Source organism: Streptomyces sp. NPDC127098, from assembly GCF_042722465.1.
Classification (GTDB): domain Bacteria; phylum Actinomycetota; class Actinomycetes; order Streptomycetales; family Streptomycetaceae; genus Streptomyces; species Streptomyces millisiae.
In genome coordinates this window covers 121,320-137,330 of the sequence record NZ_JBHXFJ010000012.1, presented here as the reverse complement: position 1 = coordinate 137,330, position 16,011 = coordinate 121,320, and the positions used below count along the sequence as shown (strand labels likewise).

The 16,011-nt window shown below is 74.1% G+C and carries 12 protein-coding genes; 4 read left to right on the top strand and 8 right to left on the bottom strand.

Annotated features, from left to right (window positions below; translation table 11 throughout):
- The 8 genes from ACFWI8_RS11025 to rsmH all read right to left on the bottom strand — a co-directional run.
- Positions 1-836 (bottom strand): hypothetical protein (locus ACFWI8_RS11025; protein WP_387088495.1); only part of this gene is annotated, 836 nt, incomplete at its 3' end.
- A gap of 53 nt (positions 837-889) precedes the next feature.
- A complete protein-coding gene (murD, locus tag ACFWI8_RS11020; RefSeq protein ID WP_387088492.1) occupies positions 890-2,326 on the bottom strand; it encodes a UDP-N-acetylmuramoyl-L-alanine--D-glutamate ligase in 1,437 nt (478 codons plus the stop codon).
- Positions 2,323-3,387, bottom strand: a complete 1,065-nt coding sequence (gene mraY / locus ACFWI8_RS11015) for a phospho-N-acetylmuramoyl-pentapeptide-transferase (protein ID WP_311601611.1) — start codon at positions 3,385-3,387, stop codon at positions 2,323-2,325. Before mraY ends, murD begins: the two co-directional genes overlap by 4 nt.
- Entirely contained in the window at positions 3,384-4,814 is a 1,431-nt protein-coding gene (gene murF / locus ACFWI8_RS11010) for a UDP-N-acetylmuramoyl-tripeptide--D-alanyl-D-alanine ligase (protein ID WP_387088488.1), read from the bottom strand. The genes mraY and murF overlap by 4 nt, the downstream gene beginning before the upstream one ends.
- Positions 4,811-6,505 carry a UDP-N-acetylmuramoyl-L-alanyl-D-glutamate--2,6-diaminopimelate ligase gene (locus ACFWI8_RS11005; RefSeq protein ID WP_387088485.1) on the bottom strand — a complete coding sequence of 565 codons (1,695 nt, stop codon included), beginning with the start codon at positions 6,503-6,505 and terminating at the stop codon, positions 4,811-4,813. The genes murF and ACFWI8_RS11005 overlap by 4 nt, the downstream gene beginning before the upstream one ends.
- A 71-nt stretch (positions 6,506-6,576) precedes the next feature.
- The gene (locus ACFWI8_RS11000; protein WP_387088482.1) at positions 6,577-8,472 is read right to left on the bottom strand and encodes a peptidoglycan D,D-transpeptidase FtsI family protein; all 1,896 of its coding nucleotides are present in this window, start codon (positions 8,470-8,472) and stop codon (positions 6,577-6,579) included.
- Positions 8,469-9,104: a septum formation initiator family protein gene (locus ACFWI8_RS10995; protein ID WP_387088479.1), complete on the bottom strand. Its 636-nt coding sequence runs from the start codon at positions 9,102-9,104 to the stop codon at positions 8,469-8,471. Before ACFWI8_RS10995 ends, ACFWI8_RS11000 begins: the two co-directional genes overlap by 4 nt.
- A 1-nt stretch (position 9,105) precedes the next feature.
- On the bottom strand, positions 9,106-10,083 hold the full coding sequence (gene rsmH / locus ACFWI8_RS10990) for a 16S rRNA (cytosine(1402)-N(4))-methyltransferase RsmH (protein ID WP_387088476.1): 978 nt from the start codon (positions 10,081-10,083) through the stop codon (positions 9,106-9,108).
- A gap of 232 nt (positions 10,084-10,315) precedes the next feature.
- On the opposite strand from rsmH, the gene ACFWI8_RS10985 reads away from it, so the two are divergent.
- The 4 genes from ACFWI8_RS10985 to ACFWI8_RS10970 all read left to right on the top strand — a co-directional run bounded on the left by ACFWI8_RS10985 (position 10,316) and on the right by ACFWI8_RS10970 (position 15,727).
- A complete protein-coding gene (locus ACFWI8_RS10985) occupies positions 10,316-10,831 on the top strand; it encodes a beta-class carbonic anhydrase (protein ID WP_387088473.1) in 516 nt (171 codons plus the stop codon).
- A 138-nt stretch (positions 10,832-10,969) separates the two neighbouring features.
- Positions 10,970-11,962, top strand: coding sequence for an AAA family ATPase (locus ACFWI8_RS10980; RefSeq protein ID WP_387088470.1), 993 nt, complete (start codon positions 10,970-10,972; stop codon positions 11,960-11,962).
- A complete protein-coding gene (locus tag ACFWI8_RS10975) occupies positions 11,962-13,272 on the top strand; it encodes a DUF58 domain-containing protein (RefSeq protein WP_387088467.1) in 1,311 nt (436 codons plus the stop codon). Before ACFWI8_RS10980 ends, ACFWI8_RS10975 begins: the two co-directional genes overlap by 1 nt.
- A gap of 52 nt (positions 13,273-13,324) precedes the next feature.
- Positions 13,325-15,727 (top strand): DUF3488 and DUF4129 domain-containing transglutaminase family protein, encoded by a 2,403-nt coding sequence (locus ACFWI8_RS10970; protein WP_387088464.1) that lies wholly within the window; start codon positions 13,325-13,327, stop codon positions 15,725-15,727.
- Positions 15,728-16,011: the final 284 nt, after the last annotated feature.

Below are 16,011 nucleotides of genomic sequence, written 5' to 3'. Positions count from 1 at the left end.
GTACCGCGGCGCGGGGCGGCGGCCCCGCGCGCACCACGCTCGGCGCGCGACGCGACGCCCTGCGGGCGCGGCGTGCGCCGCGACCACGCCGGCGCGGCCGCGGGCGCCGACCCCGGCACGCCGGCCAGGGCCGGCGCCGGCCAGGCGAAGCGGAGGCCCTTGCCGGGCGCCGCCACGCGCCGCTCCTGACCACCGGCCAGGGCGTCGGCACACCGACCGGCCAGCCGCCGCAGCGAGCCGGGGACGCCCTCCACGTCCGCCGGCGGCGAGACTTCGGTCCGTCGCAGCGGAGCCGGCAGGCCCAGGGCGTCGGCGCACGCACCCGCCCACCGCCGAAGCGGCCCCGGGCCCTCGGCGCGTGACGCGGTACCCGGGGAAGCCGGCCGCGCCGAAAGACCATCGGTGGCGGCCGGCGGCGAGGGCTCGGCCCGCCGGGTCGGGGTGGACTCGGCCACGCCAGCGGCCAGAGCCGGCAGGCGCGGGGCATCGGCCCACCGGGCCGTCAGCCGCCGCAACGACCCCACACCAGCACGCTCGGTGCGGGACGCGGTGCCCGGAGAAGCCGGCCGTGCCGGGAGGCCGCCGGTGGCAGCCGGCGGCGAGGGCTCGGCCCGCAGGGACGTGACCGGGTCGGCCAGGCCGGCCGGGGCCGGCAGGCCCAGGGCGTTGGCGCGCCGAGCCACCAGCCGCCCCGGCAGTCCCCCGGTGCCCGCCGAGGCCGACGACGCGCCGCCGGCGGCCGTGGGCTGGCCGGCGGCAGCCGAGTGGTGGGGGGGCGGGGTGGATCCGTGCGGCGGTGCGGCGCACCGCGCGCTGCTCGTGTCGTCAGCCGTCATCCTTGGCCCCTCCTCCGACCCCGCGCCAGCGGGCCCGTGGGAGGGGCCGCTGGCTACTGCTCCCCCTGGCCGGCGGCCAGGGCCTGGACGGCGGCGGCGAAGACGTCGCCGCGTTCGTTGTAGTTGGTGAACATATCCATCGAGGCGCAGGCCGGTGCCATCAGGACGGTGTCTCCGGGACGGGCCAGCCGCGTCGCTTCGTGGACCGCCGCCGCCATCGCCCCAGTGTCCGTCCGGTCGAGGTCCACGACCGGCACATCCGGCGCGTGTCGCGCCAACGCCTCGGCGATCAGGCCGCGATCGGCGCCGAGCAGCACCACGCCCCGCAGCCGTCCCGCCGCGCCCGCGACGAGTTCGTCGAAGGTGGCGCCCTTGGCGAGGCCGCCGGCGATCCAGACGATCGGCTCGTAGGCGGCCAGCGAGGCCGCCGTGGCGTGCGGGTTGGTCGCCTTGGAGTCGTCGACGTACAGCACGCCGCCGACCTCGGCCACCCGCTGGACGCGGTGCGGGTCGGGCCGGAAGGCCCGCAGCCCGTCCCGCACGGCGCGCGGCTCCACGCCGTACGCGCGGGCGAGGGCCGCGGCGGCCAGCGCGTTGGCGATGTTGTGCGGGGCGGGCGGGTCGACGTCGCCGACCTCGGCCAGCTCCTGGGCCCGCTCGCGGCGGTCAGGGACGAAGGCCCGGTCGGCCAGGACGCCGTCCACCACGCCGAGTTGGGAGAGCCCCGGGGTGCCGAGCGTGAAACCGATCGCCCGGCAGCCCTCGACCACGTCGGCCTCGGTGACCAGCGCCTCGGTGGCCGGGTCGGCCGCGTTGTAGACGCAGGCGACCTCGTTGCCCTGGTAGACGCGGCCCTTGTCGGCGGCGTAGGCGGCCATCGAGCCGTGCCAGTCCAGGTGGTCGGGCGCGAGGTTGAGCACCACGCCGGAGTGCGGCCGCACCGAGGGCGCCCAGTGCAGCTGGTAGCTGGACAGCTCGACGGCGAGCACGTCGTAGGGCGGGTCCGCGAGCACCGCGTCGATGATCGGGTCGCCGATGTTGCCCACGGCGGCCGCGCGCAGGCCCGCCGCCCGAAGGATGGCGGCGAGCATGCGCACGGTGGTGGTCTTGCCGTTGGTGCCGGTGACCGCGAGCCACGGCGCGGGCCGTTCGCCACGCAGCCGCCAGGCGATCTCGACGTCGCCCACGACCTCGACGCCGGCCGCCGCGGCGGCCGCGAACAGCGGGCTGTCGGGCCGCCAGCCGGGCGAGGTGACCACCAGCTCCGTGCCCTTGGGCAGGGTGGCGCCGTCGCCGAGCCGGGTCTCGACGCCGGCGGCGGCGAGCTCGGCCGCGGTGGCCCGCTGCCGCTCGCCGTCGCCACCGTCGACGACCGTGACCTCGGCGCCGAGCCCGGCCAGGGCGCGGGCGGCGCTGACGCCGCTCACGCCCAGCCCCGCGACGGTGATCCGGCGGCCGGCGAAGTCCGGTCGTCCGGCGGGTGCGCTCACCAGCCGGCCACCCAACTGCCGTAGAAGACGCCGATACCCACGATCACGCACATGCCCTGGATGATCCAGAACCTGACCACCACCAGCACCTCGCTCCAGCCCTTCAGCTCGAAGTGGTGCTGGAGCGGTGCCATCTTGAAGACGCGGCGGCCGGTGAGCCGGAAGGAGCCGACCTGTATGACCACGGACATCGTGATCAGCACGAACAGGCCGCCGAGGAGGGCGAGCAGCAGCTCGGTGCGGGAGACGATGCCCAGGCCGGCCAGCGCGCCGCCGATGGCGAGCGAGCCGGTGTCGCCCATGAAGATCTTGGCCGGTGAGGTGTTCCACCACAGGAAGCCGAAGAGCGCCCCCATCAGGGCCGCGGCGACCACCGCGGTGTCCAGCGGGTCGCGCACCTCGTAGCAGCTGGCCCCGGCGGTCAGGACGTTGGCGCAGGACTGGCCGTACTGCCAGACGCCGATGAAGACGTAGGCGCCGAAGACCATCACCGCGGCGCCGGTGGCCAGGCCGTCGAGGCCGTCGGTGAGGTTCACGCCGTTCGACATGGCGAGCACCATGAACAGCGCCCACAGCACGAACAGCACGGGCCCGATGGACCAGCCGAAGTCCTGGGTGAACGACAGGTGCGTGGAGGCCGGGGTCAGGTCGCGGGAGTCGGCGAAGTTCAGCGAGAGGATCGCGAACACCACGCCCACGATGAACTGGCCGAGCATCTTCGCGCCGGCCCGCAGGCCGAGGCTGCGCCGCCGGACGATCTTGATGTAGTCGTCGAGGAAGCCGACCAGGCCCATCCCGGCGAAGAGGAAGAGCACCAACAGGGCCGTGATGCTGGGCTCTTCGCTGGTGACGACCTTGGTGACCGCGTAGGCGATCAGGGTGGCCAGGATGAACGCGATACCACCCATGGTCGGGGTGCCGCGCTTGCTGTGGTGGTCGCGCGGGCCGTCGTCCCTGATGTACTGGCCGTATCCCTTGCGGGCCAGCAGCTTGATCAGCAGCGGGGTGCCGACCAGGGTGAGGAAGAGTCCGATCGCGCCGGAGAAGAGGATCTGCCTCATCGGGCGGCGACCTCGCCATCCGCGTCGCCCGCCAGAAGCGCGTCGGCGACCTGCTCCAGGCCGACCGACCTGGACGCCTTCACCAGCACCACATCTCCCGGCCGCAGCTCACCGCGCAGCAACTCGACCGCCGCCCGAGCGTCGGACACGTGCACCGACTCCTCACCCCACGAACCCTCGTTCTTGGCGCCCATGTCCATCCAGGCCGCCTCCTGACCGCCCACGGACACGAGCTTGTTGACGTTGAGTCGGACGGCCAGCCGTCCGACAGCGTCGTGCTCGGCGAACGTCTCGTCCCCGAGCTCGGCCATCGGGCCGAGCACCGCCCAGGTGCGCCCCCCGTCCGCCTTGGCGGTCTCGCCCATGGCGGCGAGTGCGCGCAGCGCCGCGCGCATCGAGTCGGGGTTCGCGTTGTAGGCGTCGTTGACGATCGTCACGCCGTCCGCTCGCTCGGTGACCTCCATCCGCCACTTCGAGAGCGGGCCCGCGGTGGCGAGTGTTTCAGCGATCGCCTCCGCGGACATGCCTACCTCATGCGCAACAGCCGCAGCGGCAAGCGCGTTCGACACATGGTGCTCACCGTACAACCGCATGGTCACGTCGGCGTACCCGGTGGGGGTGGTCAGGCGGAAGCTCGGCCTGCCCTGCGGGGTGAGGCGGATGTGTTCGGCGCGGATCGTGGCGTCCTCGGATTCGCCGAAGAACACGGTCCTGGCACGCGTGCGCGCGGCCATGGCGCGCACCAACGGGTCGTCGGCGTTGAGGATGGCCACGCCGCCCTCGGCGGCCGGCGGCAGCGCCTCGACCAGTTCGCCCTTCGCCTGTGCGATGGCCTCGCGCCCGCCGAACTCGCCGATGTGCGCGGTGCCGACATTCAGCACCAGGCCGACGCGGGGTGGGGTCAGCTCGGTGAGATGGCGGATGTGTCCGATGCCTCTGGCGCCCATCTCGAGCACCAGATAGCGGGTGGCCTCCTCAGTGCGCAGCGCGGTGAGCGGCAGTCCGATCTCGTTGTTGAACGAGCCCGGCGTGAACACGGTGGGGCCGACGCGCTCCAACACCTGTGCGATCAGGTCCTTGGTGCTGGTCTTGCCGGCGGATCCGGTGAGGGCGACGACGGTGGGGTCGAGCGCGCGGACGGTGTGTCTCGCGAGCTCGCTGAGCGCGGCGACGACGTCGTCGACGACGACCGCGGGCACGCCGACCGGTCGGGCGGCGAGCACGACGGCGGCGCCGGCGGCGACGGCCGCGGCGGCGAAGTCGTGACCGTCGACACGCTCGCCCGGGAGGGCGGCGAAGAGGGAGCCTGGCTCGACCAGCCGGGAGTCGATGACCACGGGACCGGTGATGAGGGGTGGCGACTCCGGTATGTCATGCGGTTCTCCCCGCACGACATGGGTGAGCTCGGCAACGGAAAGGGGGATCACTGCAACGGGCCTCGCCTGGCGTTGGGGCTTGGGTGGGAGTGCGAGCAGCGGCGCTCGATGGCGGCGCGCAGCTCCGTTCGATCGTCGAAGGGCCGGATGACTCCGGCGATGTCCTGGCCGCGTTCGTGTCCCTTGCCGGCCACCAGGACGACGTCGCCCGCCTCGGCGCGGGCCACGGCGGCGGCGATGGCGGCCGCCCTGTCCTCCTCGACCAGCACGGTGCCGCGCTCGTGAGCCGGCACCTCGGCGGCGCCGGCCAACATGGCGGCCAGGATGGCGAGCGGGTCCTCGGAGCGCGGGTTGTCCGAGGTGAGCACGGCCGTGTCGGCGAGCCTGGCGAGCGCGGCGCCCATCCTCGGTCGCTTGTGCGGGTCACGGTCACCGCCGCAGCCGAGCACGGCGTGCAGCCGACCGTCGGTCACCTTGCGCAGGGCGTGCAGCACCGACTCGACGGCGTCCGGCTTGTGGGCGTAGTCGACCACGGCCAGGTAGGGCTGGCCGGCGTCCACCCGCTCCAGGCGGCCTGGGACGCCCGGCACGGCGGCGATGCCGTCGGCGGCCGTCTGCGGGTCGGCGCCCGCCACGGCGAGCGCGGTGATGGCGGCCAGGGCGTTGGCCACGTTGAAGGGGCCCGGCAGCGGCGCGGCGGCGCGCACCCGCAGGCCGTCGGGGCCGACGGCGGTGAAGGTGGAGCCGAGCGGGCCGATCTCGACGCCCTCGGCGCGCCAGTCGGCGTCCGGGTGGCCCTCGGCTGAGTAGGTGGTGACCGGGATCTCGGCCTCGGCGGCGAGCCGGCGACCGTACTCGTCGTCCAGGTTGACCACGCCGACCCTGGCACGGGCCGCCGTGAACAGCTGGGCCTTGCTCCGGAAGTAGTCCTCCATCCCGTGGTGGAAGTCGAGGTGTTCCGGGCTGAGGTTGGTGAACACGGCGACGTCGAAGACGCAGCCGTCGACCCGGCCCATCACCAGGGCGTGGCTCGACACCTCCATGGCGACCGAGCCGACCCCGCGCTCGCGCATCACGGCGAACAGGGCCTGCAGGTCGGTGGCCTCCGGGGTGGTGTGGGTGGACTTGATGACCTCGTCGCCGACGCGGGTCTCGACGGTGCCGATCAGGCCCGTGGTGGCGCCGTCCGCGGCCCCGCCCCTGCCGAACGCGGCCCGCAGCCCGCCCTCCACGAGGTAGGTGGTGGTGGTCTTCCCCGAGGTGCCGGTGGTGCCGATCTGCAGCAGGTCGCGGCCTGGGTCGTCGTAGACGGCGACGGCGAGCGCCCCCATCCGGGCGCGCGGCTCGGGCACGGTGAGCACCGGGAGGCCCGTGGCGGCCGCACGCTTGGTGCCGGCCGGGTCGGTGAGGACGGCGACGGCGCCGTTGCTGGTGGCCTGGGAGACGAAGTCGGCCCCGTGGAAGCGGGCGCCGCCGAGCGCCACGTACAGGTCCCCCGGGCGGACGGCGCGCGAGTCGTGCGTGATGCCGGTGACCACGGCGGGCGCGGCATCGGCCCCGGCGCCGGCCGGCGCGGGTGTCTCGATGCCGAGCAGCCCGGCCAGCTCCGCCAGGGACACCGGCCGGGCGTGTGCCGGGCGCGGTGCCGCGAGAGTGTGATCAGCGTGAGGCACGGCGGTGAGCGTACCCGTCGGGGTGGGGGTCGAGCTAAACGAGGTGGACCCGTCGGTGATGGTTCTCACGTAGCTGTGCTCCGCTCGTTCGGGGGGTTCGTCAGGGCCTTGCGGCGGCGTTCCGGCGGTCTTCTGGCAGGTCAGTCGGTTGTTCGGGCACCGGAGCCGAAGGTGACCGGGAGACCCTCGAACTCCTCGCCGGTGGGCGGCACCCTGAGGGCCGACAGGGTGAACCGCATGACCTCGTTGAAGACGGGGCCGCAGACCTCGCTGCCGGTGTAGGCGCCGCGGGTGGGGTTCTGGACGGCGCAGTAGACGGTGACGCGCGGGTCGTCGGCCGGCGCGAAGCCGGCGAACGAGGAGGTGTAGCCGTTGTAGCGGCCGGTCTCCGGGTCCACCCGGTTGGAGGTGCCGGTCTTGCCCGCCACCCGGTAGCCGGGGATGCGGGCCGCCTGCCCGGTGCCCTCCTCGGAGGCCACGACGGTCTCCAGCATCTGGGTGAGCTGGTCCGCGGTCTCCTCGCTGACCACCCGGCTGCGCTCGGGCTCGGGGGCGGCCTCGTACGCGCCGTCGGGGCCCGTGGTGCCGCGCACCAGGCGCGGGGTGATGCGCTCGCCGCCGTTGGCGATGGTCGAGTAGACGGAGGCGGCCTGGAGGGCGTTGACGGACAGGCCCTGGCCGAACGGGATCGTGTACTGCTGGGAGGCGTCCCAGCTCCCGGGGTCGGCCACGATGCCCGGGGTCTCCCCGGGGAAGCCGAGCCCGGTGGGCTGGCCGAAGCCGAAGGCGGTCAGGTAGCGGTAGAGGATCTCGTTGGCCTCCGGCTGGTTCTCGCCCAGCTGCTCGGCGGCCAGGATGGTGCCGATGTTGCTCGACTTGGCGAGCACCCCGGCCAGGGTCAGGTACCAGGTGGGGTGCTCGATGTTGTCGCCGAAGTTACGGTCGGCGCGGGGCAGCCGGTTGGGCACCACGACGTTGGTGGAGGGGGTGGCGGCGCCCTCCTCGAGGACGGCGGCCATGGTGATGACCTTGCTGGTCGAGCCCGGCTCGTAGGCGTCCTCCAGGGCCGGGTTGCGCAGCTGGCCGGCGCCGGCCGAGCCGATGTCGTTGGGGTCGTACCCGGGGGCGCTGGCCAGGGCGAGGACGTCGCCGGTGACGGTGTCCTGGACGACGACGTAGCCGCTGGTCGCGTCGGACTCCTCGACCTGCGCGGCGATGGCCCGCTGGGCGGCCCACTGCACGTCGCGGTCGAGGGTGAGCTCCATGTCGGTGCCGGGCACGGCCGGGTCCTCGCTGCCGCCCGCGGTGGGCACCCGGCGGCCGCCGGACTGGGCGTAGGTGATGCTGCCGGCCTCGCCGGCGAGATCGGTGTCGAGCTGGGCCTCGAGGCCGCCGCCGCCCCGGCCCTCGCTGTTGACGAAGCCGAGCACGGCCGCCGCGAGGTCGCCGTTGGGGTAGACGCGCCTGGGGTTCTCCTCGGCGAAGACGCCGTTCAGCACCTGGTCGCCGGTGCCCTTGGTCGCCTGCTCGGCGAGGTTGCCGCGCAGGTCGCGGATCTGGGTCCAGACCTGGGGGGTGCGCTGGCGGGCGAGCAGCGCGTACTTCTCGTCCGGGTCGTCGAGCAGGTCGGCGAGCTCGGCCTCGTCGCGGTCGAGGATGGGCGCGAGGAGGGCGGCGGCCTGCGCGGGCGCGTCGGGGACGCCGGTGGCCTCCTCGGTGAACATCGAGGGGTCGGCGGTGATGTCGTAGGCGTCGACGGTGGTGGCCAGGGCGTTGCCGTGGCGGTCGGTGATGTCGCCGCGCTCGGCGGCGAGCGGCACGGTGACGATCCGGTTGCGGGCGGCCTCCTCGGCGTAGGAGGCGGCGCCCATGGCCTGGACCTGCACGAGACGGCCGCCGAAGACGAGCATCACCAGGGTGAGGCCGATGCCGACGAAGCGGAGTCGCGGCCGTGGGTTCCCCAACCGCAGCGAACCGGCGTCCCGCCGGACCCCGGCCGTACCGCGCCCGTTGCGACTGTTGCGACTGTTGCTCACGACCACGTCCCTCCGTCGGTGGCGGTGGCTCTTTCTGTGGTCTGACCGCCGGTGAGGCGGCGGCAGGCCGCCGGGACCACCACGCTCAGTCCGAGGGCCGCGCCGCCGGTGCCGGGTGACGGCGCGTCGTCGACGATCGTGCCGGGGGGAGTCGACAGGGGCGGCGCGGCCGGGTCCTCGTCGTCCTCGGTGCCCTCGGCCGCCGGCGGGGCGGACGCCTCGCCACCGGCTCCGGCCCGCGGGACGGCTTCTTCGGCGCCCTCGGCGCCCTCCGCGCCGCCCGCTCGGGTGGCGACGTCGCCGAGCAGGCTGCCGTCAGGGCCGAGGAAGACCGGTGGGCCGTCGGGGACCATGCCGAGCTCGCGGGCACGCTCGGCGAGCGCGTCGGGCGCCGAGTAGCCGTCCACCTCGGCCTGCAGCTCCTGTTGCTGGTCGGTCAGCTCCTGCGTCTCCCGCCGCAGCTCGCTCAGCTCGAAGGAGCCCTCGTTGAGTGAGGCGTTCAGGAAGAGCAGGCCGAGCATGCCGGAGCCGAGCAGCAGCACCACCAGGAGGACGAACGGGGTTCTGGCCGCCGTCGACGAGCCCTTGGGGACGAGGCCGGCCAACCGGCCGAGACGCTGCCGCTGGCTCATCTCAGGTCGCCTCCCTGATCCGTTCCGCCGCGCGCAGCCGGGCCGGCGCGGCACGCTTGTTCTCGGCGAGCTCCGTCTCGTCCGGCTGCTCAGCGCCGCGGGTCAGCAGCCGGAGACGGGGCTGGTACTGCTCGGGGATCACCGGCAGCCCGGGGGGCGCGGTGTTCTCGGCGCCCTCCCCGAGCACCCGCTTGACCAGCCGGTCCTCCAGTGAGTGGTAGGAGAGCACCGCGATCCGCCCGCCGACGGCCAGCGCCGCGACGGCCGCCGGCAGGGCGCGTTCCAGGACGGCGAGTTCGCCGTTGACCTCGATGCGCAGCGCCTGGAAGGTGCGCTTGGCCGGGTTGCCGCCGGTGCGCATGGCGGCCTGCGGCAGGGCCTGGCGGATCAGCGCGACCAGTTGCGCGCTGCCGCTGATGGGGGCGCGGGCGCGCTCGCGCACCACGGCGTCGACGATCCGGCGCGCGAACCGCTCCTCGCCGTACACGCGCAGCACCCGGACGAGTTCGCCCGGCGGGTAGGTGTTGAGGACGTCCGCGGCGCTCGGCCCGGTGCTCTGGTCCATCCGCATGTCGAGTGGGGCGTCCTGCGCGTAGGCGAAGCCGCGGTCGGCCTCGTCCAGCTGCATCGAGGAGACCCCGAGGTCGAACAGGACGCCGGCCACTCGGGGGACACCCAGTCGGGCCAACACGTCGGGGAGTTCGTCGTAGACCGCGTGCACCAGCATGGCCCGGTCGCCGAAGCGGGCGAGCCGCTCCCGGGCCAGGGCCAGCGCCGCCGGGTCGCGGTCGAGTGCGACGAGCCGGATGTCGGGGAAGGCGTCGAGCAGCGCCTCGCTGTGGCCGCCGAGCCCGAGGGTGCAGTCCACCGCGACGGCGCCCGGCCGGTCGCGCAGCGCGGGGTCGAGCAGTTCCAGGCAGCGCCGGAGCATGACGGGGCGGTGCCGGGCTTCCGGCGGCCGGTCGTTGCTGGTCGTCATGCGCCTTCCGGGGAGCTTCCGAGGGAATCCGAGGGAGGGAGAAGAAGGTGACGGGCGAAGACGGCGGCTTACGGGATCGTGCACACGCCTCCCAGTGCGCGTCACACTAGCCCACCTGTTTCCGCGGTCAATCACTGAGGTTGATCGGGCGCCGCGTTTCGGAGCGGGTCTGTGAGCCGCGTCACCTCCCTGGGGGAGACGACCTCCCAGTACTCGTATTAACGTCACGGATATGCCTCATACCGTCACAGACGAACTGGTCAGCGCCAACCGCCATTACGCCGAACGGTTCACCGATCCCGGAATGGACGCCAGGCCCGTGCGCAGGGTGGCGATCGTCGCCTGCATGGACGCCCGGCTCGACCTGCACGCCGCCCTGGGCCTCCAGCTGGGCGACTGCCACACCATTCGCAACGCGGGCGGCGTGGTCACCGACGACATCATCCGTTCGCTGACCATCAGTCAGCGCAAGCTCGGCACCCGTTCCGTGGTGCTCATCCACCACACCGGCTGCGGGCTGCTGAACCTCACCGAGGACTTCAGGCACGAGCTGGAGCACGAGGTCGGGCAGCGGCCGAGTTGGGCCGTTGAGGCGTTCACCGATCTGGACCAGGACGTGCGTCAGTCCATGGCGCGCGTGCGTACCTCGCCTTTCCTCCCGCACACTGATGACGTGCGCGGCTTCGTCTTCGATGTGACGACGGGTCTGCTGAGGGAGGTGGATCCGGCCAGCGAGGCGGCGAGGTGACGAGCGAGCGCCGTAGTGTGAAGAATGCTGGGCGGAGGAAACCACCCGGTGCGGATCCGATGTCCGGGTAATCGGTACGGTCCGGGTCGCGCTTCGAGCCGGGCCCTGGAGTGAGCGAGAAGGGCCGAGGAGGGCCGGGTGACGACCTATGAGGAGCAGACCAAGCTCACCGATCTGAGCACCACGGCGGAGCAGGTGCGCCGCGCCGTGGAGAGCGTGATCGAGGGCAAGCCGGAGGTCGTGCGGCTCTCGCTGACGGTCCTGCTGGCCGGCGGACACCTGCTCCTCGAGGATGTCCCCGGCGTCGGCAAGACCATGTTGGCGAAGGCGCTGGCGAAGTCGATCGACTGTTCGGTGCAACGCATCCAGTTCACGCCAGATCTGCTGCCCACCGACATCACGGGCGTCAGCGTCTACGACCAGCAGCGCAACGAGTTCGAGTTCAAGCCGGGCGCGGTGTTCGCCCAGATCGTCATCGGCGACGAGATCAACCGCGCCTCGCCGAAGACCCAGTCGGCGCTGCTCGAGTCGATGGAGGAGCGTCAGGTCACCGCGGACGGGCGGACGTACGAGCTGCCGAGCCCGTTCATGGTGATCGCCACCCAGAACCCGGTCGAGATGGAGGGCACCTACCCGCTGCCCGAGGCGCAACGCGACCGGTTCATGGCCCGGGTGTCGATGGGCTACCCGTCGCCCGAGGCCGAGATGCGCATGCTGGCCTCGCACGGCGGGGCCTCGCCGCTCGACGCGCTGCGGCCGGCGGCGCACGCGCACGACGTGCTGCGGCTCGTCGAGGCGGTGCGGGAGGTCCACGTGGCCGACCCGGTGCGGCGGTACGCGGTGGACCTGACGGCCGCCACCAGAACCCATCCCGAGCTGCGGCTCGGCGCCTCGCCCCGGGCCACCCTGCACCTGCTGCGGGCCGCCAAGGCGGCGGCGGCGCTCGCCGGCCGGAACTTCGTGCTGCCGGACGACATCCAGCAGCTCGCGGTGCCGGTGCTCGCCCACCGGCTGCTGCCCACCGCGCAGGCCCAGTTGAACCGCCACAGCACCGAGCAGTTCGTCGCCGACATCGTGCGCAGGACACCGGTGCCCGACCCGTATGCCGCCAAACCGCAGCGGGGCTACTGATGACCCTGCCCCATCTCGCCGGGACGGGCGAGGGTGCGGGTGAGGGTGACCGGGGGCCGCTGCGGGCCGCGTTCGGCGGACTGACCACCAGGGGCAGGTCCTTCCTCGCGGCGGGCGGCGCCGCCGCCGTGTGCGCCTACGTGCTCGGCCAGCCCGACCTGCTGCGGGTCGGCGTGCTGCTGGCCGCGCTGCCGCTGCTGTGCGTGCTCGTGCTGCACGGCACGCGCAGCCGGGTGACGGCGGCGCGCAGCCTGGCGCCGGCCCGGGTCGCGGCCGGCGGCGAGACCCGGGTGCATCTCAGGGTCGACAACGTGGCGCGGATCCCCAGCGGGCTGCTGCTGCTCCAGGACCGGGTGCCGTACGTGCTCGGGCCGCGGCCCCGGTTCATGCTCGACCGGATCGAGCCGGGCGGCCGCCGCGAGGTGACCTACCGGATCCGCTCGGAGCAGCGCGGCAGGTACCCGCTCGGCCCGCTCCAGCTGCGGCTCGCCGACCCCTTCGGGATGGTCGAGCTCAACAGGTCGTTCACCACCTTCGACGTGATGACGGTGCTGCCCAGGATCGAGCCGCTGCCGCCGGTGCGGCTCGGCGGCGACGCCAACGGGCACGGCGAGGGCCGGCAGCGCGCCCTCGCGGTGGCCGGGGACGACGACATCATCCCGCGCGACTACCGGCGCGGCGACGACCTGCGGCGGGTGCACTGGCGCTCGACGGCGCACCGCGGCTCGCTGATGGTGCGCCGCGAGGAGAAGCCGCTCAAGGCTCGCTGCACGGTGCTGCTCGACACCCGGCGCGGCGGCTACGTCTCCGCGGGGCCCGACTCGGCGTTCGAACGCGCGGTGTCGGGCGCCGCCTCCGCGGTGTTCCACCTGGTGGCCCAGGGCTACGAGGTGCGCCTGGTCACCGACACCGGGCTGCTGGTGCCGGGGCCCGAGAGCCAGGCGGGCGACACCGCGGAGCTGACCGCGTTGATCATGGAGACGCTGGCGGTGATCGGCCACTCGGCCGGCACCTCGCTCGCCGACGCCAAGGCGGCGCTGCGGGCCGCCGACTGTGGGCTGCTGCTCGGTTTCCTCGGCTCGCTGGGCGCGGAGGAGGCCCCGGTACTCGAAGGGCTGCGGCAGCGGGCCACGGGCGCGGTCGGGTTCGTGGCGGCGGGTCAGCTGCCGCCCGAGGTGGAGGGCGAGCGGCTGCGGAACGTCGCGCTGGCCGGCTGGACGGCGCTGCCGCTGCTGCCCGGCGTTCCGCTCGGGCAGCCCTGGCAGCAGGCGGCGCTCGAGCTGGCGGCGCGCGGCACGGGGGCACGATGACGGGGCGGCACGGGCGGCGACCGAGCCGGAGGACGAGCGGGGAGCCGGTCGGATGAACGGGCTGATAGACGGCAGGATCCGGATCGCCTGCGCCGCCTGGCTGGCGACCGTCGCGGCGGCCTGCGCGCTGCTGCCGCTGATCGACGGTTCGGACTGGATGGTCCAGGCGGCGGTCCTGCTGGCTGCCCAGACCGGCGTCGGCATGGTGCTGCGCTGGCGCGGGCTGCACCCGGCGGTGACGGTCGGCGCGCAGGCCGCGGTGTCGTTGATGCTGCTCACGCTCGTCACGGCCCCGACGTACGCGGTGGGCGGCGTGTTGCCGAGCCCGACGACCTTCGAGCGGTTCGGGCTGCTGCTGCGGGAGGGCGCCGAGGACATCGGGCGCTACGTGGCCCCGGCGCCCGCCACCGACGGCATCCGGATGATGGTGTTCGGCGGGGTGCTGCTGATCGGGCTGCTGGTCGACGTGCTGGCCGTGACGACGCGCAGCGCCGCCTCGGCCGGCCTGCCGCTGCTCGCCCTCTACTCGGTGGCGGCCGGCGTCGCCCAGGACGGCCCCGGCTGGCCCTACTTCCTGCTCGCGGCGGCCGGCTACCTCCTGTTGCTGCTCGCCGAGGGCCGGGACCAGCTCACCAGGTGGGGCCGGTTCTTCGCCGGGCACGGCCCGGGGCACGGCATGACCCCGCACGACCACACGGTGACGACCGGCCCCCGGGCCCGCGCCGGCCGCCGCATCGGCGCCGTGACGCTGGGCATCGCGGTGCTGGCACCGGCCGGCCTGCCGTCGTTCGGCGAGGGCCTGCTCGACCTGGACGGCAGCGGCCCGGGCGGACGCGGCGCCACCGGGGACGTCGTCTCGGTCAACCCGATCGTGGCGCTCCAGGACCAGCTGAACCAGCAGCAGGACCGGCCGGTCCTGACCTACCGCACGACCAGCGGCGAGCAGTCCGACATGTACCTGCGGCTGATCGCGCTCGACCAGTTCACGGGGCAGGAGTGGCGCTCCTCGCGCTGGTACGAGAACGAGACGCCGAACCCGCCGTGGCAGGTCCCCGGGCTCTCCGACGAGGTGGCCGCCACCCCGGTCACCACGACCGTCCAGGTCGCCGACTACTACGCGCAGGACTCGCTGCCCGTCCCCTACCCGGCGACCTCGGTCACCGTCGAGGGGAACTGGCTCTTCGACCGCGGCACGCAGACGCTGGTGACCAACCAGAACGGGCGCACCAGCGCCGGCGCCAGCTACGAGATCGAGCACCTGCTGGTGGAGCCGACGGCCGACCAACTGGCCGCGGCGCCCCCCGCTTCCAGGGAGCTGGTCGACTACTACACCCGGGTGCCGGACGACCTGCCGGAACAGGTGGCGCTGACGGCGCTGGACGTGACGTCGGGCGCGGCCAACGACTTCGAGCGGGCGATGGCCCTCCAGGACTGGTTCACCCAGGACGGCGGCTTCCGCTACGACACGACCGTCGCCTCGGGCAGCGGCACGCAGGCCATCGTGAACTTCCTCCAGCAGAAGGAGGGGTTCTGCGTCCACTTCGCCTTCACCATGGCCGCGATGGCGCGCACGCTCGGCATCCCCACGCAGGTCGCCGTCGGCTTCACCCCGGGCACGCGGCAGCCCGGCGGCGCCTACGAGGTGGGGGTCCACAACGCGCACGCCTGGCCCGAGCTGTACTTCCAGGGCGTGGGCTGGGTGCGGTTCGAGCCCACCCCGGGGCAGGGCAACGCCCCCTCGTACACCCGCCCCGAGCAGAGCCGGCCGAGCGAGGAGCAGCCCGAGGAGGGGACGGAGCAGACGACGCCGGTCCAACCCGAGCCGTCCCAGCAGCCCTCCCCCACCGACCCCTGTCAGCGGGACGCCGACGCGGCCGGCTGCCAGGACCGGCAGGAGACGCCGGAGAGCGACCGCCGGGAAGCCGGGATGCCACTCGCGCCGATCATCTGGGGCGGCGGCGGGCTGCTGCTCGCGCTGCTGGTGGCGTCACCGCCGCTGTGGCGCGCGCGGGTACGGGCACGCCGGCTCGGCCGCGACGGCGGCGCGCTGCCGGCCTGGCGCGAACTCCTGGACTCCGCGTGGGACTTCGGAATCACGCCGCTGGCCTCCGAGACACCGAGGCAGGCGGCGGCCCGGATCGTCCGGGTGGCCGAGCTGCCGGCGGAACCGGCGGCGGCGGTCCACCGGGCGGCGGACGTGGTGGAGCGGGCCCTGTACGCGCCGGTGGCGGCCTCCGCGGCGCCGACGCCGGCGCTTGCCGACGACGTGCGCGCGGCCCTGGCGGGCCTGCGGGCCACGGCGGGCCGGTGGACCCGGGTCCGGGCGTTCTTTGCGCCCCGTTCCGCCATTCGGGTGATGCGGGTGGTGGCGGCCTGGCGCGCCGACGCGGGTCGCCGCGTCGCGGCGGCCGTACCGGGGCGCCTGCGAGGCGCCACCAAGCCGCCGACCGCCTAGCGGCGGTCGGTCCGCGTCCGCTCCACGCGGTGCTCGCTGGCCGTCCCGGTTACGGCGCGCTCCGCGCAGGTGCCCCCACCCGCCCGCCCTTCAGCGCGCTGCGCGCGGAGAGGCTCCTGCCGGGCCTGCGGCGCGCTGCGCGCGGGGCGCGGCCAGGACCCCGCCGCCGTGGCGGCTGCGCGCTTCGCGCGGAAAGGCGCAGCCGGGCCTGCGGTGCCGCTTCGGGGGGTGTTTCCCCCAGCCACCCGCCCTTCGACGCGCTGCGCGGGGAGGGGCTGCGCGGG